Source organism: Acinetobacter calcoaceticus (assembly GCF_016508255.1).
Taxonomy (GTDB): Bacteria; Pseudomonadota; Gammaproteobacteria; order Pseudomonadales; family Moraxellaceae; genus Acinetobacter; species Acinetobacter calcoaceticus_E.
In genome coordinates, this window is the sequence record NZ_JADVKT010000007.1 from 150,017 (window position 1) to 174,685 (window position 24,669).

Consider the following 24,669-nt stretch of genomic DNA (forward strand, 5'->3'; position numbering starts at 1 on the left):
TTAGGCCGCCTGTGTTTGATTTTTTAGCTTTTGAGTTATAAAAATAATGGCAAAAGTTAAGGCCATACATAAAACAATACTCAAGCCTGTAGAGATATTGAGTGCTGCGCTTGACCATAATCCGACGCTAACCCCAAGCTGGGCTAACACGAATGCCCAAATGACCATTTGCTTTGGTGAGTTTGCTAGTAAGCGAGCGCTTAAAGCCGGTATCACGAGTAATGCACCCATAAGCAAAGAACCTACAGCGCGCAAGGCTAAGACAGTAAATAAAGCCAATAAAAGCATGAAAATAAGACGTTGCCAATTCGCATTCACCCCTTCACTAATGGCAATATCTGGATCAATTGCAAATTGTATTTGCGGTTGCCAAAAGCGGTAAAGAATTACGAGTGATATCGCAATAATTAAAGTGAAAACAGGTAAGTCGGGCCAATCAATGCTGAGCAAATCACCAAATAAATAACTTAAAAGCTCTGGTCTTAAACTTGGTACATGTTGAATAAACAATAAACCACTACAGAGCAATGTCGCTGAACATAAGGCTAAGAGAGCATCATTGGGTAAGCGATTGTCATGTAGGGCCCATAAAATTGCGACCAATAAAACCGCAGTACCTGCAACACCAAGCCAAAGAGGAAGACTTAAAGCACCTGCTATAGCAACTCCGAGTAGTGTACCGTGTGCCATAGTATCAGCAAAAAAAGACATTCGTCTCCAAAGCATTAGACAGCCAAGGGGTGCGGTCAAAAACACCAACAAAGTTCCCATAATCCATGCGGGCAACAATAATTGTAACCATTCCATCATGGCTTAAGCTTCCGGTTCTGGGTGGATGTGAGGGCGGTCATTATGAGGGCAGGGGTGTGCAGCATCACCGTGAGCACAATGATCATGATGATGTTGATAGAAAACCCGTTGAGTTCCAAAGATAGCCTGATATTCAGGATGTTGTTGAATGTTCTCGGGTAACCCGCTACAGCAAATATGTTTATTTAAACACACTACACGGTGTGTTCCTTCCATCACCCATTGTAAGTCATGGGAAACAATTAAGATCGCACAACCATATCGTTCTGGCAAACTGCGTACATACTCATAAAGTTCAGCCTCTGACTGAATATCTAAGCCTTGCATGGGTTCATCAAGAACTAAAATATCTGGCTGACGAAGTAGCGCACGGGCGAGTAATACTCGTTGGCGCTCACCACCGGAAAGTTGTTGTACTTTTGACTGTTGTAACTTGGAAATGCCGGTGTCTTGAATAATTTCCTGACGCAGGGCAGGGCTACATTTTTCTAAATCAAGTAGATCCTGAACACGCAAAGGCAGACTGTGTGAAGGATTGAACTTTTGTGGCACATAAGCCATTTTAAGTTTCTTATCACTAATAATGCGGCCACTACTCGGCTGGAGAATACCGAGTAGAACCTTAATAAGTGTTGATTTACCTGCACCATTCGGGCCAATCAAAGACACAATTTCATTTTGATGTAGAGCAAAATCAACTTTTTTTAAAATATCCCGATCATCACGATGAACAGAAACCTGCTCAAGCTGAATTAAAATAGGATTTAACGAGTTGTGCGGCACTGTTGGCATTTCCCCGAAATTTCAATAATGCTGTGTTGAGCCACGAACTCATCTGACGCTGCAAGTTGGTCAAGCTGCTGAGTTAAACCTTGAGAAGAGGCTTCTTTAACCATGTGGCATTCGGTACAAATCAGGAATGCTGCTTGATGGCCTTCACGTGGGTGGCAACAAGGAATATAGGCATTAATAGAAGTTAGACGATGAATCAAACCTTTTTCTAATAAAAAATCTAAAGTTCTATATACAGTTGGAGGAGCAGCCGGGCGGTCAGTTTGACTTTTTATACGTGCGAGTAAGTCATATGCGCCCATTGGGCCTGAAGCATTTAAAATGAGTTCCAAAACCTCTTTGCGCAAAGGTGTAAGTCGTGCGCCAGTCGCAGAACATAAATTTTCTGCTTCAGCTAAACGGTTTGCGACATTATGGTGATCATGCACACCATGCAAAGAATCATGATGTCCATGCGAGCAGGAACTCATAGAAATAACCTCGAATTTTTAACGGAATATTAGCATGAAGCGATGCTTCATTCGATTAATCTTAGGTATTTTTGTAACTTTGTTATATTATAACATGCTTCGAGCTAATTTAAATTGATGGTCTAGCATGTTCCGTTTTTTTGTTTTCAGTATGTTCTCTCTTTTGAGTACGTTAGGGTGGAGTCAGGGTTTGGTGGTTTCTACACACCCGATTTATCTGATTGCAAAAGAAATCACTCAGGGTGTTGAGGAACCTCAGCTTTTACTTAAAGGTCAGACAGGTCATGATGTACAGTTGACTCCGGCTCACCGTAAAGCAATTAATGATGCATCTTTAGTAATCTGGTTGGGTAAGGCTCATGAAGCACCTCTAAATAAATTATTAGGTAATAACAAGAAAGCAATTGCATTATTAGATAGTGGCATAGTTTCTGTTTTACCTTTGCGTAGTACGCGCGGGGTGGCTTTACCCAATACGGTAGACACCCATGTATGGTTAGAGCCAAACAATGCAGTTCGAATCGGTTTCTTTATTGCTGCTTTACGTTCTCAGCAGCACCCTGAAGACAAGACTAAATATTGGAATAATGCTAATAGCTTTGCTCGTAAGATGTTGCAAGCAGCACAAGCTTATGACAGTACAAGTAATGGTAAGCCATATTGGTCATATCACGATGCCTATCAATATTTAGAGCGCTCTTTAAATTTAAAATTTGCAGGCGCTTTGACAGATGATCCACATGTTGCACCCACAGCAGCCCAAATTAAGTATCTTAATGATAATAGACCAAAAAATCAGATGTGTTTGTTGGCAGAAAGTTTTACCACTAAAAGTCAGTATCAAAAATTAGGTAACATTACTTTTCAACCCGTAGACGAGAGCATGAATAACGAGGATGATTTCGTCACTGCATGGAAGAAACTCGCTATAAAAACAGATAAATGTGTATTAAGTACGCAAAAGTAAGATAAAAAATAAACAAAGGCTGACTGTAGCGTCAGCACCACCTGTCATGAAAAACCCCGACTAAAGTCGGGAAAAGATTGCATGTTCAGGGGTGTAACTCTATAATGCCTGCGATTAAAAGCGATCATAAGCTAAACTTGTCAAGCATTTATGCTGTGAGTGGATAAATAATGAGCCGAACTAGTCGCTTGATTGACCGACGATTAGCAAAAGCTTTGGTCTTCTTACAAGCATGTATGATCCCTGTTTCCGCCCTTGTGGCGTGGAGCATAAAAGACATGACAGCAGCATTAAGTGCGGCACTTGGTGCACTGGTTTGCTGGCTTGCTATGAGTTATTTCTCGTGGCAATCCTTCAGAACAGCAGGTGCGAGAGCATCAAAACAAGTGCTGTCTAACATGTATAGGGGCATGTTAGGCAAATTTGCAATCATGATCGTTGGATTTATTTTGATTTTGAGCAATGTTAAACCTTTATCACCGTTAGCATTGCTGTTTGGTTTTATTCTCGTTCAGGCAATGTCGTGGGTCGCTCCGTTTTGGGTGTCACGTCTAGAAAAACGGGTGTAGAAACAAGAAGAATTGAAGATTTTTTGGAGGGTGGCGAGATATCGACAGTACGCCGATGTTCGTAACCCTTCTTTTTAGTAATTGACATTGACCAGGTGTGATTTATGGCTGCTGAAGAACATGCCCTCACTTCGACAGAGTATATCAAGCATCACTTGACCAATATGACCTATGGCAAAATGCCAGATGGTACATGGAAATTGGCTGAGACTGCTGAAGAAGCTCATTCGATGGGGTTCACTGCAATTCACTTGGATTCAATGGGTTGGTCAATTGGCCTTGGTGTTATTTTCTGTTTGTTATTCTGGATGGTTGCGAAAGCTGCAAATGCAGGTGTTCCAACTAAATTTCAGTCTGCAATTGAAATGATCATCGAGTTTGTTGACTCAAGTGTCCGTGACACCTTTCATGGCAAATCACGTTTAATCGCTCCGCTTGCATTAACTATTTTCGTGTGGATTTTCCTCATGAACTTAATGGACTTGTTCCCAGTTGACTGGATTCCTCAAGTTGCAGCATTCGTGGGTGCAAACGTATTTGGTATGAACCCTCACCACGTTTACTTCAAGATCGTTCCATCTACAGATCCAAACATTACCTTAGGTATGTCTTTATCTGTATTTGTACTTATCTTGTTCTACAGCATCCGCGAAAAGGGTGTTAGTGGTTTCGTTGGCGAGTTGGCACTTAACCCATTTAACCCAAGTAATCCAGTTGCAAAAGCGTTGCTTATTCCAGTGAACTTGATTTTGGAATTGGTAACATTCCTTGCTCGTCCTATTTCATTAGCTCTCCGACTATTCGGTAACATGTATGCTGGTGAGCTGATCTTTATCCTAATTGCTTTATTGCCGTTTTGGATTCAATGGGCGTTATCTGTGCCTTGGGCGATCTTCCACATTCTTGTAATCACGTTGCAGGCATTCATCTTTATGATGCTTACCATCGTTTACTTGAGCATGGCAAGCGAAAAACATTAATGGTATTGCCTAACTATCAAACGATGGTTGGGCTGAATTTTTTTAATTTAATTTGGTAATAACCTAACCTCTGAGGAATTTTTCATGGAACTCACTTTAGGTCTAGTTGCAATTGCATCTGCTATCTTGATCGCTTTCGGTGCTTTAGGTACTGCGATTGGTTTTGGTCTTTTGGGTGGTCGCTTTCTAGAAGCTGTTGCTCGTCAACCAGAATTGGCTCCACAACTTCAAACTCGTATGTTCTTAATCGCGGGTCTTCTTGATGCTGTGCCTATGATCGGTGTTGGTATTGGCTTGTTCTTCATCTTCGCTAATCCATTTGTAGGTTAATCATCTTAATTCCTAAATCCACTATTTGAGGAATTGCAATGAATATCAACCTCACATTGATTGGTCAAGCGATTGCGTTTGCATTCTTTGTTGCATTCTGCATGAAGTTTGTTTGGCCACCACTAATCAATGCGATTAGTGAGCGTCAGCGTAAAATTGCTGATGGCTTAAATGCAGCAGAAAAAGCGAAAGCTGACCTTGCCGATGCACAATCGCAAGTAAAGCAAGAGCTTGATGCAGCTAAAGCACAAGCGGCTCAATTGATCGAACAAGCGAACCGTCGTGCAGCACAATTGATCGAAGAAGCTCGTACTCAAGCTGCGGCTGAAGGTGAGCGTATTCGTCAACAGGCTAAAGAAGCTGTTGATCAAGAAATCAATTCTGCTCGCGAAGAATTACGTCAACAAGTAGCTGCTTTAGCAGTAACTGGCGCAGAAAAAATCCTGAACCAGCAAGTTGACGCAGAAGCTCATAGTGCCATGCTGTCTCAGCTGGCTGCTAAACTTTAAGAGAGGCGAATCATGGCTGAACTCTTGACGTTGGCACGTCCGTATGCCAAAGCAGCATTTGCTTATGCTTCTGAGCAAGGTGCAACAGACAATTGGTCGAATGCGTTACAAGTGCTCAGTGCTGCGGTGCAAGACGAAGCATTTTCCGCTTATTTAAATCGCCCTGAACTTACTCCTGTGGAGCAAGTGAAGCTTTTTGCTAAAGTTTTAGGTGAAGATCAGTCTCAAGCAGTGTCTAACTTCCTGACACTTCTTGCAGATAACGATCGTTTAATGTTGTTACCTGAAATTGAAGCAGAATATGAACAGCTTAAATCACAGAATAACAACAATGTGGATGTCGTGATTGAATCGGCTTTCCCATTAACTGCTGACCAAGAGCAATTGTTGAAATCTGCTTTAGAAAAGCGTTTCAACAGTACTGTAACTGTTTCAGTTGAAGTTAAACCTGAGCTTATTGCAGGTGTTGTAATTCGTGCAGGCGATCAAGTGATAGATGATTCTGCGCTTAACAAGCTTGAAAAAATGCGTACTCGTCTTCTTGCATAATGCAAATGATGAAGACTGAACTAATAAAAGATTGAGGAATAGCGCAATGCAACAACTGAATCCATCCGAGATCAGTGCGCTCATTAAACAGCGTATCAGCGATCTGGACACCAGCGCGACCGCTAAAAACGAAGGTACCATTGTTATGGTATCCGACGGTATCGTGCGCATTCACGGTCTTGCTGATGCAATGTACGGTGAAATGATCGAATTTGACGGCGGCTTATTTGGTATGGCACTGAACCTAGAACAGGATTCAGTGGGTGCCGTTGTCTTAGGTAACTACTTAAGCCTTCAAGAAGGTCAAAAAGCTCGTTGTACAGGTCGTGTACTTGAAGTTCCAGTTGGTCCGGAACTTCTTGGCCGTGTTGTCGACGCTTTGGGTAACCCAATTGATGGTAAAGGCCCAATTGATGCAAAATTAACTGATGCTGTTGAAAAAGTAGCACCAGGCGTAATTTGGCGTCAATCTGTAGACGAACCTGTTCAAACTGGTTATAAATCAGTTGATACCATGATTCCTGTGGGTCGTGGTCAGCGTGAGTTGATTATTGGTGACCGTCAAACTGGTAAAACAGCGATGGCGATCGATGCGATTATCGCTCAGAAAAATTCTGGCATTAAATGCGTATACGTTGCGATTGGTCAAAAACAATCAACAATTGCAAACGTTGTACGTAAGCTAGAAGAAACTGGCGCTATGGCGTATACAACTGTTGTCGCTGCTGCGGCTGCTGATCCTGCTGCAATGCAGTACTTAGCTCCGTACTCTGGCTGTACAATGGGTGAATACTTCCGTGACCGCGGTGAAGACGCTCTTATTATTTATGATGATTTGTCTAAGCAAGCAGTTGCTTACCGTCAAATTTCATTACTTTTACGTCGTCCACCAGGTCGTGAAGCGTATCCGGGTGACGTATTCTATCTTCACTCACGTCTTCTTGAACGTGCTTCTCGTGTATCTGCTGACTACGTTGAGAAATTCACTAATGGTGCAGTAACTGGTAAAACTGGTTCTTTAACTGCATTGCCAATTATTGAAACTCAAGCAGGTGACGTATCTGCATTCGTGCCAACGAACGTAATTTCGATTACTGACGGTCAGATCTTCTTAGAAACATCATTATTCAACGCAGGTATTCGTCCTGCTGTGAACGCGGGTATCTCTGTATCTCGTGTTGGTGGTTCTGCTCAAACTAAGATCATCAAAAAATTGTCTGGTGGTATTCGTACTGCTTTAGCACAATACCGTGAATTGGCTGCGTTTGCTCAGTTCGCTTCTGACCTTGATGAAGCAACTCGTAAACAACTTGAACATGGTCAACGTGTAACTGAGTTAATGAAGCAAAAGCAATATGCTCCTTACTCAATTGCTGACCAGGCTGTTTCTGTTTATGCATCTAACGAAGGCTATATGGCTGACGTAGAAGTTAAGAAAATCGTAGACTTTGATGCTGCGTTAATCTCTTACTTCCGCTCAGAATATGCTCCGTTGATGAAACAAATCGATGAAACTGGTGATTACAACAAAGACATCGAAGCAGCAATCAAAGCAGGTATTGAAAGCTTTAAAGCGACTCAAACTTACTAAGTTCAGTTTTAGTTAAGTTTGGTTCACGGATCAACCTTCGGAAGCTCGAAAGAGCTTTCGAATACTAGGTTAAGCGTATGGCAAATTTAAAAGAAATTCGCGCCAAAGTAGCTAGTATCAAGAGCACGCAAAAGATTACTCGCGCGATGCAAATGGTAGCTGCTTCTAAAATGCGTCGTGCGCAAGAGCGCATGGCTCAGGGCCGTCCGTATGCCGATAATATGCGCCGTGTAATTGCTCACTTAGTCCAAGCAAACCCTGAATACAAACACCGTTATATGGTTGACCGCCCAGTTAAGCGCGTTGGTTATATTGTAGTGTCTTCAGATCGTGGTTTGGCAGGTGGCTTGAACATTAACTTGTTCAAGAAAGTTGTGCAGCATGTCAAAGCACAACAACAGCAGTCAATTGAAGTTGAATTTGCTTTAATTGGTCAAAAAGCGGTTTCGTTTTTTAAGAATTACGGCGGTAAAGTGCTTGGTGCAACTACCCAACTTGGCGATGCGCCGAGTTTGGAACAGTTAACTGGCTCAGTCCAAGTTATGCTTGATGCATTTGATAAGGGCGAATTAGATCGTATCTACCTCGTATCAAATGGCTTCATTAATGCGATGACTCAGCAGCCTAAAGTAGAACAACTTGTTCCTTTAGCACCAGCAGAAGAAGGCGATGATCTCAACCGTACTTATGGTTGGGACTATATCTACGAACCAGAAGCAGAAGAATTGTTAAATGGTTTGTTGGTTCGCTATATCGAGTCTATGGTTTATCAAGGTGTGATTGAAAACGTTGCATGTGAGCAGTCAGCTCGTATGGTCGCGATGAAAGCAGCGACAGACAACGCAGGACAACTGATTAAAGACCTACAACTCATTTACAACAAGCTGCGTCAAGCCGCGATTACTCAGGAAATTTCCGAGATCGTTGGCGGTGCCGCTGCCGTTTAACATTATTAAGTTTGAATTGAGGAGACAGCAATGAGTAGCGGTCGTATCATTCAGATCATCGGCGCGGTTATCGACGTCGAGTTTGAGCGCAATAGCGTTCCTAAGATCTATGACGCTCTCCAAGTTGACGGTACTGAAACTACATTAGAAGTTCAGCAACAGCTTGGCGATGGTGTTGTTCGTACCATCGCAATGGGTTCTACAGAAGGTCTTAAACGTGGCCTTAACGTAACCAGCACAAATGCACCGATTTCTGTTCCAGTAGGTCCAGCTACGCTTGGTCGTATCATGGACGTTTTGGGTCGCCCAATTGATGAAGCAGGTCCTGTAGCGACTGAAGAACGTTTGCCGATTCACCGTCAAGCACCTTCTTATGCTGAACAAGCGGCTTCTACTGATCTTTTAGAAACTGGTATTAAAGTAATTGACTTACTTTGCCCGTTTGCAAAAGGTGGTAAAGTTGGTTTATTCGGTGGTGCTGGTGTTGGTAAAACCGTTAACATGATGGAGTTGATCAACAACATCGCGAAAGCTCACTCAGGTTTATCTGTGTTTGCTGGTGTTGGTGAACGTACTCGTGAAGGTAACGACTTCTATCACGAAATGAAAGATTCTAACGTTCTTGACAAAGTAGCAATGGTCTACGGTCAGATGAACGAGCCACCAGGGAACCGTTTACGCGTAGCGTTAACTGGTTTGACTATGGCTGAATATTTCCGTGATCAAAAAGACGAAAATGGTAAAGGTCGTGACGTATTATTGTTCGTCGACAACATCTACCGTTATACACTTGCAGGTACTGAAGTATCGGCATTGTTAGGTCGTATGCCATCTGCGGTAGGTTACCAACCTACACTTGCAGAAGAAATGGGTGTTCTTCAAGAGCGTATTACGTCTACTAAATCTGGTTCGATCACATCAATCCAAGCAGTATACGTACCTGCCGATGACTTAACAGATCCATCGCCTGCAACTACATTTGCTCACTTAGATGCAACAGTAGTATTGAGCCGTGACATCGCATCTTCTGGTATCTATCCAGCGATCGATCCACTTGACTCAACTTCACGTCAGTTAGACCCATTAGTTGTTGGTCAAGAGCATTATGAAATTGCACGTTCTGTACAGAACATTTTGCAACGTTATAAAGAGCTTAAAGACATTATCGCAATCTTGGGTATGGATGAGTTAGCTGAAGAAGATAAATTGGTTGTTTACCGCGCGCGTAAAATCCAACGTTTCTTCTCTCAACCATTCCACGTAGCTGAAGTGTTTACTGGTGCTCCTGGTAAATTAGTATCGCTTAAAGAAACGATTCGTGGCTTTAAAGGTCTATTAGCTGGTGAATACGATCACATCCCAGAACAAGCGTTCTATATGGTTGGTGGTATTGACGAAGTGATTGCTAAAGCTGAGAAACTCTAATTTAAGGAGATCATCTCATGGCGACTATGCAATGTGATGTCGTAAGTGTTAAAGAGTCTATTTACTCTGGCGCAGTGACGATGTTAATCGCGAAAGGTGCTGGTGGTGAGCTTGGTATTTTGCCAGGACACGCTCCACTGGTAACCTTGCTTCAACCGGGCCCGATTCGTGTTCAGTTGGAAAATGGTACAGAAGAAATCGTCTATGTATCTGGCGGTGTTTTAGAAGTTCAACCTCATGTTGTAACGGTTCTTGCAGATACTGCAATCCGTGCAGACAATTTGGATGAAGCTGCAATTTTAGAAGCACGTAAACATGCTGAACAATTGCTAGCAAATCAAAAGAGTGATTTGGACTCAGCTGCTGCGTTGGCTGCCTTGGCAGAAACAGCTGCACAGCTTGAAACTATCCGTAAAATCAAAAATCGCGCTCTCTAAGTGTCGGTTTGAGATAAAAAAAGCCACCGTAAGGTGGCTTTTTTTATGATATAGATTTTAGGTTAAGAGTCAGTTTTTGAATCTGTTTTATCATCTCCAGCCATAACCATAGCCGCAAGCTTCACCATATCCATTTGAATAGTATTAAGCTGTTTTTCAATTTGGTCAAAATTGATTTGATCTAATTTTCCATTGAGTAATGGCATGCTTAAAGCTTGTTGATTGGCTTGTAATAAACTTTGGCGAATATTCTCAATTTCCTGACTTTTGATATCTAAGGTGAGAAGAGCATGGTTTAAGCCCTGCAATTGCTGCTTTAAAGTTGAGACCGTTGTTTTTAATTCACTTTGATCTTTATCTTGAATAGCTTGTTCAACATCAAGTTGAGTTTCTTTTAGCTGCTCGACATAGTCACCAGCTTTAATTTGTAAATTAGCGGCATCACGGACCATGTAAAAAATGTTGCCACTTTTTAGTTCAGTTTTGCTAGGTGTAGTATTCTCTTCTTTTTGTTCTATTGTTTGGTCCGATGTCTGTTCTGTTATCTCAGTATTTTCTTGGTCTGTAGTATGATCTCGTGCCTGATCACATCCAAGTAAAAGCATGCCTGAGGCAAAAATTACAAAAGGAAGAAATGCACCTTGTAAAACTTTTTTCATAACTACAAACAACATCAAATAAAGCAAATATCTACTATAGGCATAAAATATGGAGAAAGATTGTATTTTTGCAAACAAACAACACTTTGATGAGAGAATAAAAAAGAGCGTACAAAACGCTCTTTTTCACGTTTTTTAAAAACGTTATTTTGCTAACTCTGCTTCAACTGCTTTAACAATTTGTTCATCATCCGCAGGTAGATTTGGAGCAAAACGAGCCACTACTTCACCATTTTTATTAATTAAGAATTTTTCGAAGTTCCATAAAACTTCTGGAGCTGGATTAGTTGGAATACCTAAGCCTTCTAAACGTTCACGGAAAGGTCCTTCACCTGTACGTTCTGGTTGAGCTGCTGTCAAAGTTTCATAAAGTGGGTGCTTATCTGCACCTGCAACAGACACTTTAGAAAATAAAGGGAAGTGAACATCGTAATTTAAAGAACAGAATTGCTGAATTTCTTCATCTGAACCAGGTTCTTGTTCTTTAAAGTTGTTTGCAGGGAAACCTAAAATTTCCAGGCCTTGATCTTTTTTCGCTTGATAAAGCTTTTCTAAGCCTTCGTATTGTGGAGTTAAACCACATTTAGAAGCAGTATTTACGATAAGTAAAACCTTACCTTTATATTGTTCAAGGTCAACCGTTTCACCTGAAATGGCTTTTACTGGAATGTGATATACAGATTGTGTCATGAGTCTTTCCTAAAGATTGTAATTGATATCAAGTAACGCATTTGTTTTAACTGCTATTGAGGGGCAGTGCAATAATATTCGTGTTGAAAAAAGAAAAAGATTTTAAAAGTGAGAGGGAAGTTTAATTGTTTCTAATTTGAATAGGGGTTTGACCTGTATAGCGTTTAAAAAACTCAATAAAGCTTGAGCTGTGTTGATAACCTAAATTATATGCTAATCGTTTAATGGATGTCCCTTGCCGAATCTGTTGAATCGCATAAATAATTTTGGCCCGATTTCTCCATTCGGATAAAGAAAGTTGAAGCTCTTGTTGACTCAAACGTAATAAGTGGCGATCACTGACCGAGAAATTTTGGAGTAATTGCTGTAAAGAGTGATCAAAAAGCAATGGATCTGAGAGCTTTTCTAAAATAGGCAATAAAACAGGATGGCGTGTTTGGGGTAAATAATGTGAATAAGCTGGAGCTTGTTGTAATTGATCAAATAAAACTTGTAGCAGGTGTTCTAAATATTCAGGTTTTTTAGTTTGCTTTTGTTGTTCTAAGATTTGAAGTACCAATGTACGAAAAAAGGGTTGAATACTAAAGCAGCGACATATATCTCCTAAAATAGAACAAAGGCGGGGATGTAGACGAATACAGATGTAATGAATTTCATGGTCAATATCAGTGGATTGATGAACAGTTTGGGGAGGAATCCAAAGACCATAGCTAGGTGGTGATAGATATATTTGTTCTTCAACCTGCATTTCTAAAATTCCATTTAGGCTGAAATTAAAATCTCCCCAGAGAGAGGCATGAGGACGAACAATATCTTCTTTTTGATATAGAAATTCATGAACTTCTATTGCGTTCAATAAAGAAAATTGTTGGTCCTCATTGTTCATTTATGTACTCGAATTGATATTTTAATTTTCACAGGTTACTTTAGGGTTGTTTAAGCCTTTTGCTAAGGTAAATGTACTGACCAGTGCTAAAGCAACAAAGCTTAATACGCCATAAATTAAAGTATTTTCATTGAAATGATCAACCACATATCCTCCTAATAATGAACCTGTGGCAATCATGACCTGAAACATACCTACAAAAAGAGGCATACCTTTTTCAACTTCATTTGGCGCATGTATAAACATCCAGATATTTGCTGAAGTTGGGAAAGCACCAAATGCGAATCCCCATAAAGCCGTTAAGACAATAGCACCAAATTCATGAATGGCAAAAAGTGGGAATCCAAAAAATACAATTGCAAAACAAGCACTAACAAAAGCAAGTGTATATCGGACATTTAAATTACCGCTATAGCCAGCAAATGCATTTCCAAAAATACCTGCAATTCCATACAGCAATAATAATGAACTAATCGTTGTACCATTAAAGCCCGCAATATTTTTGAAGAAAGGAGCTAAATAGCTATATGCACAAAAATGAGCGAGGCCGATAAGTAGAACAATAAGCATGCCGCTACGTGCTTTAGGCGTGCGTAATAATGCTGGTAAGTCCCTCATATGGATTGGTGAGTCTGGAACAAGTTTAGGTAGAAAGATTAACTGTAAAATTAAGACAATTGAGCCAATTCCTGCCGTAATTCCAAAAGCACTACGCCAACCATAAAATTCACTTAACCATGTTCCAATAGGAACACCTAAAACTGTAGCAAACGTTACACCTGCCATTACAACAGCCGTTGCTTTTGCAATAGGAAGATGTGAGGGAGCTAACTTCCCACTCAAAGCAATTGCTGTCGCCCAGAATCCCCCAATTGAAATTCCTAGAATTAAGCGGCTGAGCAATAAAATATGAAAGTTTTCAGCAAAGGCAGTAATGGTATTGGCAATTACCATAATTGCTGTCAGTAAAATGAGTACATAACGTCGGTCAAGCTGTTTTACTGAAACAGGCAATAGGGGAGCGGCAATCGCTGCCATAATGCCGGGAACAGTAATAATCAGACCTGCTGTGCCCACAGAAATATTTAAATCTGTTGCAACACTATTTAAAACACCAACAGGTAAAAATTCACTTGTTACTAATGCAAATGCTGTAATAGCAACGGCCAAAATGGCAAACCAGCTTCCTTGAGAGGAGGTCGTGGGTCGCGCTTTAGAGGTAGAAGATTGGTCCATAGGAAACCCTTACTTGGCTAAATTTGGAGGAAACAAAGGCAATTTATTAATTAACTAACGATCATTATGAAAATAAAATAGTTGATAAAAAATCGAACGTCAATTAATTTAATAACGATTGTTATAAAAATAGATGTGATCTTTATGACAAATAGGCATGAAACAAACATAACCGTTGTAGAAGACACGCTGAAAAAGAAGCGTGGGCGTCCTAAATGCTTTGATGAACAACAAGTTTTACAAAAAGCAATGTTGCTCTTTTGGGAGCATGGCTATGAAGCAACGTCTATTAGTGATTTAACGCAGGCTTTGGAAATTACAGCCCCGAGCTTATACAGTGCCTTTGGCGACAAAGAAGGGCTCTTTTACAGAAGTGTTGATTACTATTTAGCTCATGAAGGATGTCCGATTGACACTATATTTGTGGAAGCGAAAACTGCAAAAATTGCTGTTGAGTTATATCTTTATGACATTGTTAAAAGGTTGGTTCAACCGAATAAGCCCGCAGGTTGTATGGTGGTCGTTGCTGCCATGAATTGCTCTGATGCAACTCAAGATGTACAGCAAAATCTATTAGATAAGCGCATAAAGACTAAAGAAAAATTATTAAAACGCCTTAAGCAAGGTGTAGAGCAGGGTGATTTACCAGCCAATGCTCCCTTGCAGGAAATGACTGATTTTTATACCACTGTCATTCAAGGGCTTACTATTCAAGCTAGAGATGGCGTGAGTAGCGAGCAATTGCATAAAGTTGTGGGACATGCGGTGAAGACTTGGGCATTATTCTAGGTTCTAAAAAAGATGATGTCCTAAGTTCAATATCAATGTCGGAAATTCGATATTTCAATTTATTAAGACATTCTTCAAAATAAAATCTCCTTTACAGATGGCATATTACTATGAGTCAGGTCATGAAATATCACAAATGGGCATTTATATTTCCCATTTTGGCAGTACTGATTTGGTCTTTAAACATTGTAGTTACCCGTTATGTTTCGGAGTATATCTCGCCTGTCAGTATCAGTTTTTACCGATGGTTAATCGCATTTATTATTTTAACCCCATTTATGCTGTTACCCGTTTGGAAGCAGCGACATCTAATAAAACCATACCTACCTAAGCTTGCAGTTTTAAGTGCATTTGGAATGGTGCTTTATCAAGGACTTGCTTATACAGCTGCGCACTATACGACCGCAACCAACATGGGTATTGTCAATGCGTTCATTCCCATTTTTACTATTTTTGTTTCTCTTGCCATTTTGAAAGATGTGCCTAATCGATATGCAGTTTTTGGCAGTATTTTATCTTTCGCAGGGTTGCTATATGTCATGTCTCAAGGAAATATTAGCCACTTATTAAGTTCTGGTGGACATCTTGGCGATGCATTAATGATTATTGCTGTATTCTTTTATGCATTTTATGGGGTATTTCTTAAGAAGTGGCAGTTGCCTCTCCCAATTATGACGAGCTTGTATGTTCAGATTGGTTTTTCTGTAGTGTTCCACCTTCCTTTAATTTTCTGGTTCGGACTAGATGCTTTAAATGCACAAAATGCTCCGAGTGCTATTTATGCAGGGGTATTTGCTTCACTCATTGCACCTTTAGTTTGGATGTTGGCTGTTCAGCAATTAGGTCCTAATAGAACAAGTATTTTCATGAACCTAGTTCCTGTGTTTACAGCAACTATTGCAAGCATCTGGTTGTCTGAGCAGTGGACCATTTATCACACCCTAGGTGGTGTAATAATTTTAATTGGTATTGTTATGGCTCAAAAGAAGGTGAGTCCTAAAAAGAGCCAACTCATACAAGAGCAAAACTAAAGCGACTAAAAAACTATGGCATATTTTGAAAAAAACTGATGAAAATATGCCATTTTCTTCTTAGTTAAAGTTTTTCTATATGATTTATAAATAGTTTATAAAAATAGGTTGAAATATAAATATTAAAAAAGCCGAATAAAAATATTAATATAATTTTAATTTTTAAGCGAAAAACCGTAAATTCCCTACACTTTTCATGCTTTTTTTAGAGAAATAATATATTTCTCTCATTTGATCACTTACCACATAATAGCGACCACTACGAAAGACACTGTTTTGTGCAAATTATCTTTCGTTGCAGAGATATCCAAACCCTCTGGATGCGGTATATACCCATCCTTTTTTATGCTCAGTTATCCCTATATAACTGAGCTTTTTTTTGTCTGAAATTAGGCGCGGATAATCTCTCCTGTGAGAGCATTAATAATTCTACTTGGCTGCTGACTTTGGCCTAAATCACCATTGAGATAGTTTAATTGTGAACCAAAGTATTGGCAGGCATCTTGTAGTGAATGAGCAGGTTCTTGTCCACTTGGATTAGCACTAGTCGAGACAATAAAACCATGAAAAGCATTGCATAATGCTACACATAAAGGATGCGTGGTCACTCGAACGGCAACAAGTGGATGTCCACCTTTAATCCATGAAGGAATATGTTCACCAGCAGGTAATAGCCAAGTTGTGGCTCTTTCCGAAGGTTGATGATTCGTCCAACAATCAATAATTTCATGTTGGGTTGTTTGAGGTAAAGAGGTCAATAGGTGTTCAACTTGACTAATATGACCTGCTAATAAAATGACCCCTTTTTCAATAGGTCTTTGTTTCAGCTCTAGAATTTTCTGAAAAGCTTTTTCATTAAAAGGGTCGCAACCTAGCCCCCAAACTGCCTCAGTCGGATACGCCAAGACTTGACCTTGATGTAAACTTTCGGCTGCTTCGGTAACTGAGGTGGTAATCATGGTAATACTCTTCCTTTCAATCAGACAGAATTGCTATTGTGCGCTCCAATACTAAGAGCGACAACGTAAATACAGCCCTGATTGTTGCATACATAAACCAAGTAGTTCTAGTTCCATGAGTGAAGAGGTGAGTTCTGCCACAGACTGAGAATGGTGTAAGACAAGCTGATCAATATTTTGTCCAACCCAGTCTAAAGACTGATAAAGGTTAATTAAATGCTCAGGAATTTCTGGGGCGCAAGCAACGACTACCTCCTCAGTTGAGTTTTGTTGTTGGCTTTGCCATTGGGTTGGAAGGGCAAGATCCTCAACAATCTGTTCAGGATGATCGACTAAAATGGCTCCCTCACGAATGAGCTGATGACAGCCCTGATGAAACTCACTATAAATATGGCCAGGAATAGCAAATACTGTTTTACCTTGCTCGGCAGCTTTGTTGGCAGTAATGAGAGAACCACTTTTTAAAGTCGCTTCTACCACTAACACACCTAAACTCAGACCACTAACAATTCGGTTCCTGCGAGGGAAATGCTGTTGTAAGGGCGGCGTACCTGGCAAAAACTCAGTAATGATGGCGCCGTTTTGAGCCAAGATCTGTTCTGCAAGTTTTTTATTTTGAGCAGGGTAGGTACTATCTAAACCTGTTCCCGTTACTGCAATAGTACGTTGATGTGCTGAAGCTCCTTGATGAGCAGCTTCGTCAATCCCATATGCTAAGCCACTACTTACATAAAATCCCTTTTCACTTAAGTAATAGGCAAAATCATAAGCAACCTGACGGCCATGCGGGCTTGGTTTTCGACTCCCCACAATAGCAATTTGTGGTTGCAACAAAGCTTGAGCTTGGCCTTTTCCAAAAATGATGGGTGGATGGTCTGTATACGGTAGTAATTGCGTAGGATAGCCAGAATCATCTGAGGTTAAAATAAAGTCCGTATGTTGCTGGATCTGCTGAATCAGTTTTTCAAATTGAGCTTGACCCTGAGCAGTTTGAAATTCATCTACACGTTTTAAATGATTAACATGTAATCCGAGATTGCGCCATTCGGACAACCCCGTAGGTTGGACCGCCTTTTCACAGCTACCAAAATAATCGACAATTTTTTTGAAACTAACTAAAGAGTGCTGCACCAAATACCACACTTTAAGCGTGTGGTAATGGTGTGAAGAAAGTTGAGTGAGCATTGTAAAGTGTATATCCAGCGTTAATCATCAAAACGAGGTGGCTGAATACTTGAACCTACTTTAATAGGTAAGTCACTTTCTAATACATAGGCGTAGCTAAGTTGATCAAAGGTTCTAAAAACCATCAGACTACCAATTTGCTGTCCAGGTAACTGTATTGGTTCTTTGGTCTTAGGGTCTCGAATGGTTTCACCTTGTTGATTGATATCAAAAACTTGCCCCACCTGAATCCCTTGTGCTGTACCACGGTCCAAAGTCACTACACTATTTTTTGCCGCTCTACCAATTGAACCCATTACACGAATAATTTTGCCGCCCTCTGTAACTTGTTTGGCATCTACTGGATAAAATAAAGTAGGTAAGGTTGCTTCTTCTTCAGGCATAACCCGATCACCACGACGTACTTCGGAATTGTAGCTATCAGTTAACTCAAGCGTTGTGATGTCCTTTTCAGAAGAGATAGCAATCCCTGATGCAACTTGTTGTAGTTCAAGACCTAGACTGTGCTTTTTACCTTTACTGTCTGTGAAATAGTAAGGTTCACCTTCACGGTAGACCGCATAACGTTGACCATCAATTAAACCTTGTCCACGCGCATAAATAGTTTGACCTTTTGCCGCAAGTACGCGCTGATCGGCAGTTCCCACTACATATGGGGTATGTTCAATTGCATCGGTTGGCAAAATTGTACTGTGTTCTAACCACTGTTTGATATGTTCAAGTGGAATAACAGGCACGTTGTCGTTGAGTGACTCCACACGAACTTGTGGTTGCAAGTTTGTCATTTGGCCTGTGTAGCGACGAATAATGCCAACACAACCATCTCCCTCATCTTTACCTATCAATGGTCGGCCAGCTAAACTGCATAACAGTAATCTGTCACCGGGATAAATCCAGTGTGGATTTTTGACATGCTGATTATTTGCCCAGATTTCTGGCCAGCGCCAAGGTTTACTCAGAAAATGGCCGGAAATATCCCATAGCGTATCTCCTCGTTTTACAACGTAGACATGTGGCGCATTACTTTTAAGAGAGGGTGGATTATGGTTCGGACTAGCAGCATGAACTTCTACTACTGTACCCATTGCAACCCCTGTAAAAAGTGCGAAAGCAAGTAAATGCTTTTTTATCCCCAAAGCATGAAATTCAACCATGCCGTTAAAAACCTTTTTCATTATGATAATTCCTAAAAATTATGCGTGCAGATGCGTTATAATAGGCGGCTAACACACAATTTTTCGATGAAGTATTTCCTTCATTTGGTTTTTCAATCAATGGCATAAGTGAGGACGTCAGTATGGCCTTATTACCTATTTTAAGTTTTCCTGATCCCCGTCTTCGTACCATTGCTAAGCCTGTTGAAGAAGTTACTGATGAAATTCGTCAACTTGCAGCAGATATGTTTGAAACCATGTATGCCGCACCTGGTATTGGTTTAGCAGCTTCACAGGTCGATCGTCATATTCAGCTTATCGTCATGGATTTGTCTGAATCTAAAGATGAACCTTTGGTTTTTATTAACCCCAAAATCACTCCACTGACTGAAGAGAAGCAGCAATACGAAGAAGGCTGCCTATCGGTGCCACAAATATACGACAAAGTTGATCGCTCGTCACGTGTGAAAATTGAGGCAATTAACCTTGAAGGTCAAGCATTTGAGATAGAAGCTGATGGACTTCTCGCTGTTTGTATCCAACATGAAATGGATCACTTAAATGGCAAATTATTTGTGGATTATTTGTCGCCACTTAAACGTCAGCGTGCTCGAGAAAAAGTCGAAAAAGTTGTTCGTCAACGTGAGCGTGAAAAAGTTGCAGTAAAACGTTAAAAATTTCTATTCTTGAAATATTAATATAGTGTGGATGTGATTTTTGGTTTTTCGTAGTGGTCTGTTGCTTGCATGTGCAGCAGTATTTTTACAGGTCGCGGTATTTCTACAGCCGCTATTACCGAAGCAATATCAAATTGCTCCGGTCTGTGAAACTATTACCCGTGCTTTGCTTAAACCTAAAGCACAGACGGAAGCTATGTCACATTCCATGCATATGCATCATGATCATCATGTTGAACAGGCTGTACAACATGACCATCATGATGCAAACCATCAGTGTCAATATTGTACTGTCTATGCCAATCTGGTTTTACCACCTGAATTCGGCGTAAAAGAAGTTTTAGTTCGCATACAAGTTCGCTTAGTCGCCTATCAACAAGCATTTCGACATGTTTATTTTGCGCTACAGCGACTTTTCCTACTCCCGCAAGGGCGTGCTCCACCTCTATTTGCATAAATAAGAACAGTTTTTTGTTGGGGTCTTCATTGACTTCAATATCACTTTATTTATGTTTTAGAGCGTATAAAAATGCCACATTCTAAATTTTTATTACAACCTTTATGGGTTGCGATGTTTGCTGTCTCTCATTCTGGTCTAGCTTTTGCTGATTTCCAAAAAAATGATGCCGATACAAAATCATTTCACTCATTGGCACCCATCGTTGTTACGGCACAGCAAGGCAATGATGCAAATGGTCTAATCGTACATGCAGACCCAAAGCAGCCCATTCAGCCTGTACCTGCTACAGATGGTGCAGACTACTTACAAAGTATTATGGGGTTTAACTCAATACAAAGCGGTGGAACAAATGGTGATGTAACATTCCGTGGTATGTTTGGTTCACGCATTAAAATTTTGACAGATGGAACTGAAAACTTAGGTGCCTGTCCAAACCGTATGGATGCACCGACCTCTTATATTTCGCCAGAAAGTTATGACCGTATTTCTGTGATTAAAGGTCCACAAACAGTTCAATATGCCAATACAGGTTCGGCCGCGACCGTACTTTTTGAACGTCAACCTGAAAAGCTCACCTCGGAAAAACCTTATCGTGGGCAAGCGAGTGTCTTGTTAGGTTCATATGGGCGTATTGACCATAATGTTGAAGCTGCAATTGGTGATGAGAAGAAATATATTCGTTTAAATGCAAACCGTTCAGAGTCGAATAGTTACCAAGATGGCGATGGTAATACTGTGCCGTCAGCATGGAAAAAGTGGAATGCTGATGTAGCGCTTGGTTTCACTCCAGATGAAAATACGTGGGTCGAACTCACTGGTGGAAAATCAGATGGTGAATCGCTTTATGCTGGACGTTCAATGGATGGTTCTCAGTTTGCGCGTGAAAGCTTAGGGCTTCGTTTTGAAAAGAAAAATATCACTGATGTGATCAAGAAAATCGAAGGGCAGGTGAACTACAGCTATAACGACCATATTATGGATAACTTTAGCTTACGCACACCGCCATTAGTTGAAATGAACCATGGTGGTATGACCATGTTGATGCCGAACGCGATGGCAATGCAAGTAACGCGCCGTACACTCAACTCACGTTTGGCCATGACTTCTGAATGGAATAAATGGAGCCTAATCACAGGTGTAGATTCTCAATTCAATAAACATGGCGGTAGCATGTCATCGCCAACCATGCCTTCTATGAATGTTCCATATCGTCAAGATATGCGTTTTCAGTCATATGGCGCTTTTGGTGAACTTGGTTACCAGTGGAATGATCTTAATAAACTGGTTACAGGTGTACGTTTAGATCGAGTCACAGTTGAAGATGAGCGTGCTGATTCCAAAGCGCAAGGCTTTAATACGAAACTTGAAAAGACTTTACCAAGCGCATTTGTCCGCTGGGAAAATCAACATCCTGAACATGATCTAAAAAGCTATATAGGTTTAGGTTATGTAGAGCGTATGCCTGATTATTGGGAGCTTTTCTCGCCTAAACATGGGAATGCTGGCTCAACCAATACTTTTAACGGGGTGAATCCTGAGAAAACACTGCAGTTGGATCTGGGCTTTCAGCAAAAACACGGTGCTTTAAATACATGGGCTTCTGCTTATGCGGGCTTAGTAGATGACTACATTTTAATGAGTTATCACCACCACCCAAGTATGGGAATGGATGGACATGATATGAGCCATGATATTACTGCGGGCGCTAAAAATGTCGATGCAACCATCGCAGGCGCGGAAGCGGGTATTGGATATCAATTTACTGACCATATTCAGGCAGATTTGAGTGCGATGTATGCATGGGGTAAAAACACCACAGATGACAAACCACTACCTCAAATTTCACCTTTAGAAGGTCGCTTAAATATCCGTTATGTAGCGGACAAATATAATTTAGGTCTGTTGTGGAGAGCGGTTGCCGAGCAAAACCGCGTGAGTCTACATCAAGGTAATATCGTGGGATATGACCTAAAACCAAGCAAAGGTTTTTCAACCCTTTCTTTAAACGGAAGCTACAACCTTCGTAAAGATATTGATGTCTCTGTTGGTATCGACAACGTATTAGATAAGGCCTACACCGAACACTTAAACAAAGCGGGAAGTGCAGGCTTTGGATTTGCAAGTGAAGAGCAGTTCAACAATATCGGAAGAAATTACTGGGTTCGTATGAGCATGAAGTTTTAATAAGCTGTAGCGAATGAAATGAACTGAAAAACTTAATTTAACGAGAGAAATGAAATGACAAATAAATTATCGCCTGAACAGTCTTGGTGGGGATGGAAGTTACTTATTGTGGCTTCTATCTTGAGTCTATTATTTATGATCATTTTTTATTTGGCGATCAATAATGAGCCTGACTACATGCCAAGTCAAAAAAATAAGCAGATGATGGAGTCGCCTGAGCAAATGAACCACGCTGAAATGCACATGAACAGTTCATCAGCTCAATAAGCTCCTTAATATTTGAAAATGGAAGTCTGGCTAAAGGGCTTCCATTTTTTTATTTTTAGGTTTTAAAAGTTATTGATGCATACTCGCTAAGGTTTTTGCCTTACCTTGATTTTGATAAAGCCTTAAGCCAAGCTTTTGTATGTTGCGGCCTGATTTGGATAAAAACTTTTCAACTTTGGGTGAAAGCTTCGCGCCGTTGTAAAGTAGTGAATTACGCACAATCAGATAATAAGCAAACCATGAGGCAGATTGTTTAGGCAATCCGAGCAATTGCATTCTTTTCTTACCAATAAAAAATTGGGTAAGTTCTAAGTGCTGTCGGTAAGCGAGCTTCTGCTGCAAAGAGCGTAAATGCAGATATTTTCTTTCAAACGGCTCTTTAGAGAGACTTAATCCTAATTCAATACTGCTGCTGTCCGATTGAGGGTGAGCAAATTGCATCCAGTAAAGTAACCGCCAGCCTTCTGTTTCAGATTGAATCAGCCATTTTTCATTAATACCCATCAACCAGCCAACATAACGCCAAAAATGTAAAAAACTCTTAGCTTCTTGTTTCGTTGGCCACACACCTAAAGCTCGAATACCGAGTAAAACCACGCTGCTAAAAGCCAAATTAGTCATTGCTAAATCAAACTGATTAAGAGGAGCGCCCCAAACTTCGCTATCCCAACGATTAGAGTTTTTCAATTGTCGGCGAACAAAGGCATGAATAAAGCGGACATAAATGGTTGACGTGAAACCTGCGCTTAAACGAGAAAGTCCCTGAGGTTCAGTAATATCAACCCACCATTTTGTGGTTTCTGCTAAACGAGTACCTGCCTGTTTCTTCAACGCACCCGTTAAAATTAGAGGTTGATTAAATCCCGGGTATAAATATCCCGCCATTAAAGATAAATCTCTAAGAATAAAACCATTATTTACTCCTAAACGATGAGTAAATTTAACAGCCTCATCAATTTGGTGCTGGTCTAACCATTCAGGCTTTTGTTCAATGTAATTAAAGAAATTTTCTAACTCACTAGGTATAGGCTCAGATAGGTCATCGCGACCTTTAAATAATACTTTCTCAAAAATCATGCGGTTATCTTTGGGATTTTTTATAACCCAATCAATCATCTTATCCATTTCAATATCCCCTTCACAAAGAGCACTCTGTAAGGACACATATTCCGTATAGTTTGGCTGTGCTGGATTTTCACAACAAATATTTAAAAACTGGGTAAAGAAGTTACTGTCTTGCATGTCATTAAAAGAAGCAAGTCGAGTTGGGCTAATCGTTTGCATATCGTTACTTATTTATTGAACTGAATAATAAATAGGCTAATATGAATAATTATTCGCATTCAATTCGCATTTAACGAATAAAAACTGATGAGAAAAGTCCCACAGCAACAGCGTTCAAAAATTATTGTTGACCATATTTTAGAGGCAACACAGCACTGTATTGCCCAGTATGGATTACTACATACGACGACACCTAAAATTGCAGAGAAATCTGGAGTAAGTGTGGGTTCGATTTACCAATACTTTGAGAATAAAGATCAAATCATAGAAGAACTATTACGTCGTAAAAGCGAACTATTAGGACATCAACTTAAAGAGCTGGTTATGCAGCAAGGAAATATTCCTTTAGACCTGCTCATCCCCTTGGCGATAGAACTAGGGTTTAATGCATTAAAAGCTGATCATGGATTTTTTATAGAAGTACTAAAACATTGGCATAACTATAGCCATTCGCAAGCTGCTCAGATTTTAGAAAAGCATTTTTTTGAAGTAGGGCTATATACATTTAGCAGAAATCCTCATCAGTGGGACTTCGAACAGGTGAAGCATAAATCCTTTGTAATTATTAATAGTACGCTTTTTACAATGATGCGATATGTGAGTCAGAATAATTTTCTTATATCAGAACAACAACTTAAGCGAGAATTGTCGAGCATGATACTGGCTTATTTAGGTCAAAAATAAATAATCAAAATAATTATTTATATAAAACAATAGGTTAAACTGGTTGTTGATTTAAAAGTGAACGCTCAAGTCATAAGTTTCTAATTTTCGCTTGCCAAGGTAGAATAATGCTCTATAATGCACATCCATCGGCGGTGATGCAGATAAG

At 40.2% G+C, this 24,669-nt stretch carries 27 protein-coding genes and 1 pseudogene; 17 read left to right on the top strand and 11 right to left on the bottom strand.

From position 1 onward, the window contains the following. Genes znuB through I5515_RS14230 form a run of 3 tightly spaced genes read right to left on the bottom strand, consistent with a single transcriptional unit; the run spans position 1 to position 2,072 of the window. Positions 1-810 carry a metal ABC transporter permease gene (znuB, locus tag I5515_RS14220; protein WP_199967981.1) on the bottom strand — a complete coding sequence of 270 codons (810 nt, stop codon included), beginning with the start codon at positions 808-810 and terminating at the stop codon, positions 1-3. Between the two features lie 3 nt (positions 811-813). Further along, positions 814-1,602, bottom strand: a complete 789-nt coding sequence (gene znuC, locus I5515_RS14225) for a metal ABC transporter ATP-binding protein (RefSeq protein WP_199967983.1) — start codon at positions 1,600-1,602, stop codon at positions 814-816. Further along, positions 1,575-2,072 (bottom strand): transcriptional repressor, encoded by a 498-nt coding sequence (locus tag I5515_RS14230; RefSeq protein ID WP_199967985.1) that lies wholly within the window; start codon positions 2,070-2,072, stop codon positions 1,575-1,577. The genes znuC and I5515_RS14230 overlap by 28 nt, the downstream gene beginning before the upstream one ends. Before the next feature lie 127 nt (positions 2,073-2,199). On the opposite strand from I5515_RS14230, the gene I5515_RS14235 reads away from it, so the two are divergent. From I5515_RS14235 to I5515_RS14280, 10 genes are all read left to right on the top strand, one after another. After that, positions 2,200-3,039, top strand: a complete 840-nt coding sequence (locus tag I5515_RS14235) for a metal ABC transporter substrate-binding protein (protein ID WP_199967987.1) — start codon at positions 2,200-2,202, stop codon at positions 3,037-3,039. 170 nt (positions 3,040-3,209) lie between these two features. After that, positions 3,210-3,608: an ATP synthase subunit I gene (locus I5515_RS14240; protein WP_003655545.1), complete on the top strand. Its 399-nt coding sequence runs from the start codon at positions 3,210-3,212 to the stop codon at positions 3,606-3,608. 104 nt (positions 3,609-3,712) lie between these two features. Next, the gene (gene atpB, locus I5515_RS14245; RefSeq protein WP_005037450.1) at positions 3,713-4,588 is read left to right on the top strand and encodes a F0F1 ATP synthase subunit A; all 876 of its coding nucleotides are present in this window, start codon (positions 3,713-3,715) and stop codon (positions 4,586-4,588) included. An 84-nt stretch (positions 4,589-4,672) separates the two neighbouring features. After that, on the top strand, positions 4,673-4,918 hold the full coding sequence (gene atpE, locus I5515_RS14250) for a F0F1 ATP synthase subunit C (protein WP_000424060.1): 246 nt from the start codon (positions 4,673-4,675) through the stop codon (positions 4,916-4,918). 38 nt (positions 4,919-4,956) lie between these two features. Beyond that, on the top strand, positions 4,957-5,427 hold the full coding sequence (locus I5515_RS14255) for a F0F1 ATP synthase subunit B (protein WP_199967989.1): 471 nt from the start codon (positions 4,957-4,959) through the stop codon (positions 5,425-5,427). A 12-nt stretch (positions 5,428-5,439) separates the two neighbouring features. After that, positions 5,440-5,976 (top strand): F0F1 ATP synthase subunit delta, encoded by a 537-nt coding sequence (locus tag I5515_RS14260; RefSeq protein ID WP_042898440.1) that lies wholly within the window; start codon positions 5,440-5,442, stop codon positions 5,974-5,976. A gap of 46 nt (positions 5,977-6,022) precedes the next feature. Continuing rightward, positions 6,023-7,567, top strand: a complete 1,545-nt coding sequence (atpA, locus tag I5515_RS14265) for a F0F1 ATP synthase subunit alpha (RefSeq protein ID WP_005037448.1) — start codon at positions 6,023-6,025, stop codon at positions 7,565-7,567. A 77-nt stretch (positions 7,568-7,644) separates the two neighbouring features. Beyond that, on the top strand, positions 7,645-8,514 hold the full coding sequence (gene atpG / locus I5515_RS14270) for a F0F1 ATP synthase subunit gamma (RefSeq protein ID WP_016139574.1): 870 nt from the start codon (positions 7,645-7,647) through the stop codon (positions 8,512-8,514). Positions 8,515-8,544: 30 nt separating this feature from the next. Further along, the gene (gene atpD, locus I5515_RS14275; RefSeq protein WP_003655528.1) at positions 8,545-9,939 is read left to right on the top strand and encodes a F0F1 ATP synthase subunit beta; all 1,395 of its coding nucleotides are present in this window, start codon (positions 8,545-8,547) and stop codon (positions 9,937-9,939) included. 17 nt (positions 9,940-9,956) lie between these two features. Continuing rightward, positions 9,957-10,376 (top strand): F0F1 ATP synthase subunit epsilon, encoded by a 420-nt coding sequence (locus I5515_RS14280; protein ID WP_016139573.1) that lies wholly within the window; start codon positions 9,957-9,959, stop codon positions 10,374-10,376. A gap of 62 nt (positions 10,377-10,438) precedes the next feature. On the opposite strand, the gene I5515_RS14285 is transcribed toward I5515_RS14280, so the two are convergent. From I5515_RS14285 to I5515_RS14300, 4 genes are all read right to left on the bottom strand, one after another. After that, the gene (locus I5515_RS14285; RefSeq protein ID WP_199967991.1) at positions 10,439-11,035 is read right to left on the bottom strand and encodes a hypothetical protein; all 597 of its coding nucleotides are present in this window, start codon (positions 11,033-11,035) and stop codon (positions 10,439-10,441) included. A gap of 144 nt (positions 11,036-11,179) precedes the next feature. Beyond that, positions 11,180-11,725 carry a glutathione peroxidase gene (locus tag I5515_RS14290; RefSeq protein ID WP_199967992.1) on the bottom strand — a complete coding sequence of 182 codons (546 nt, stop codon included), beginning with the start codon at positions 11,723-11,725 and terminating at the stop codon, positions 11,180-11,182. A 121-nt stretch (positions 11,726-11,846) separates the two neighbouring features. Further along, positions 11,847-12,611 (bottom strand): helix-turn-helix transcriptional regulator, encoded by a 765-nt coding sequence (locus I5515_RS14295; protein WP_199967995.1) that lies wholly within the window; start codon positions 12,609-12,611, stop codon positions 11,847-11,849. 21 nt (positions 12,612-12,632) lie between these two features. Next, the gene (locus I5515_RS14300) at positions 12,633-13,847 is read right to left on the bottom strand and encodes an MFS transporter (RefSeq protein ID WP_199967997.1); all 1,215 of its coding nucleotides are present in this window, start codon (positions 13,845-13,847) and stop codon (positions 12,633-12,635) included. Positions 13,848-13,982: 135 nt separating this feature from the next. Between I5515_RS14300 and I5515_RS14305 the strand changes: the two genes are divergently transcribed. Both I5515_RS14305 and I5515_RS14310 read left to right on the top strand, forming a co-directional pair. Continuing rightward, positions 13,983-14,636 (top strand): TetR/AcrR family transcriptional regulator, encoded by a 654-nt coding sequence (locus tag I5515_RS14305; protein WP_199967999.1) that lies wholly within the window; start codon positions 13,983-13,985, stop codon positions 14,634-14,636. Positions 14,637-14,746: 110 nt separating this feature from the next. Further along, a complete protein-coding gene (locus I5515_RS14310; protein ID WP_199968001.1) occupies positions 14,747-15,667 on the top strand; it encodes a DMT family transporter in 921 nt (306 codons plus the stop codon). 389 nt (positions 15,668-16,056) lie between these two features. On the opposite strand, the gene I5515_RS14315 is transcribed toward I5515_RS14310, so the two are convergent. Genes I5515_RS14315 through I5515_RS14325 form a run of 3 tightly spaced genes read right to left on the bottom strand, consistent with a single transcriptional unit; the run spans position 16,057 to position 18,986 of the window. Continuing rightward, positions 16,057-16,626 carry an L-threonylcarbamoyladenylate synthase gene (locus I5515_RS14315; protein WP_199968012.1) on the bottom strand — a complete coding sequence of 190 codons (570 nt, stop codon included), beginning with the start codon at positions 16,624-16,626 and terminating at the stop codon, positions 16,057-16,059. 51 nt (positions 16,627-16,677) lie between these two features. Next, the gene (gene dprA, locus I5515_RS14320; RefSeq protein ID WP_199968018.1) at positions 16,678-17,811 is read right to left on the bottom strand and encodes a DNA-processing protein DprA; all 1,134 of its coding nucleotides are present in this window, start codon (positions 17,809-17,811) and stop codon (positions 16,678-16,680) included. A 20-nt stretch (positions 17,812-17,831) separates the two neighbouring features. Next, a complete protein-coding gene (locus I5515_RS14325) occupies positions 17,832-18,986 on the bottom strand; it encodes a LysM peptidoglycan-binding domain-containing protein (RefSeq protein WP_199968021.1) in 1,155 nt (384 codons plus the stop codon). Between the two features lie 122 nt (positions 18,987-19,108). Between I5515_RS14325 and def the strand changes: the two genes are divergently transcribed. From def to I5515_RS14345, 4 genes are all read left to right on the top strand, one after another. Continuing rightward, positions 19,109-19,639 (top strand): peptide deformylase, encoded by a 531-nt coding sequence (gene def, locus I5515_RS14330; RefSeq protein WP_199968023.1) that lies wholly within the window; start codon positions 19,109-19,111, stop codon positions 19,637-19,639. 43 nt (positions 19,640-19,682) lie between these two features. Further along, on the top strand, positions 19,683-20,099 hold the full coding sequence (locus I5515_RS14335) for a DUF2946 family protein (RefSeq protein WP_199968025.1): 417 nt from the start codon (positions 19,683-19,685) through the stop codon (positions 20,097-20,099). A gap of 72 nt (positions 20,100-20,171) precedes the next feature. Next, positions 20,172-22,286: a TonB-dependent copper receptor gene (locus tag I5515_RS14340; protein WP_199968027.1), complete on the top strand. Its 2,115-nt coding sequence runs from the start codon at positions 20,172-20,174 to the stop codon at positions 22,284-22,286. A gap of 54 nt (positions 22,287-22,340) precedes the next feature. After that, positions 22,341-22,553: a DUF4199 domain-containing protein gene (locus I5515_RS14345; protein ID WP_199968029.1), complete on the top strand. Its 213-nt coding sequence runs from the start codon at positions 22,341-22,343 to the stop codon at positions 22,551-22,553. 69 nt (positions 22,554-22,622) lie between these two features. Here I5515_RS14345 and I5515_RS14350 read toward each other — a convergent pair whose 3' ends face one another. Further along, positions 22,623-23,837 (bottom strand): oxygenase MpaB family protein, encoded by a 1,215-nt coding sequence (locus I5515_RS14350; protein ID WP_199968031.1) that lies wholly within the window; start codon positions 23,835-23,837, stop codon positions 22,623-22,625. A gap of 87 nt (positions 23,838-23,924) precedes the next feature. Between I5515_RS14350 and I5515_RS14355 the strand changes: the two are divergent. Beyond that, positions 23,925-24,495 (top strand): annotated as a pseudogene (locus I5515_RS14355) (TetR/AcrR family transcriptional regulator). Positions 24,496-24,669: the final 174 nt, after the last annotated feature.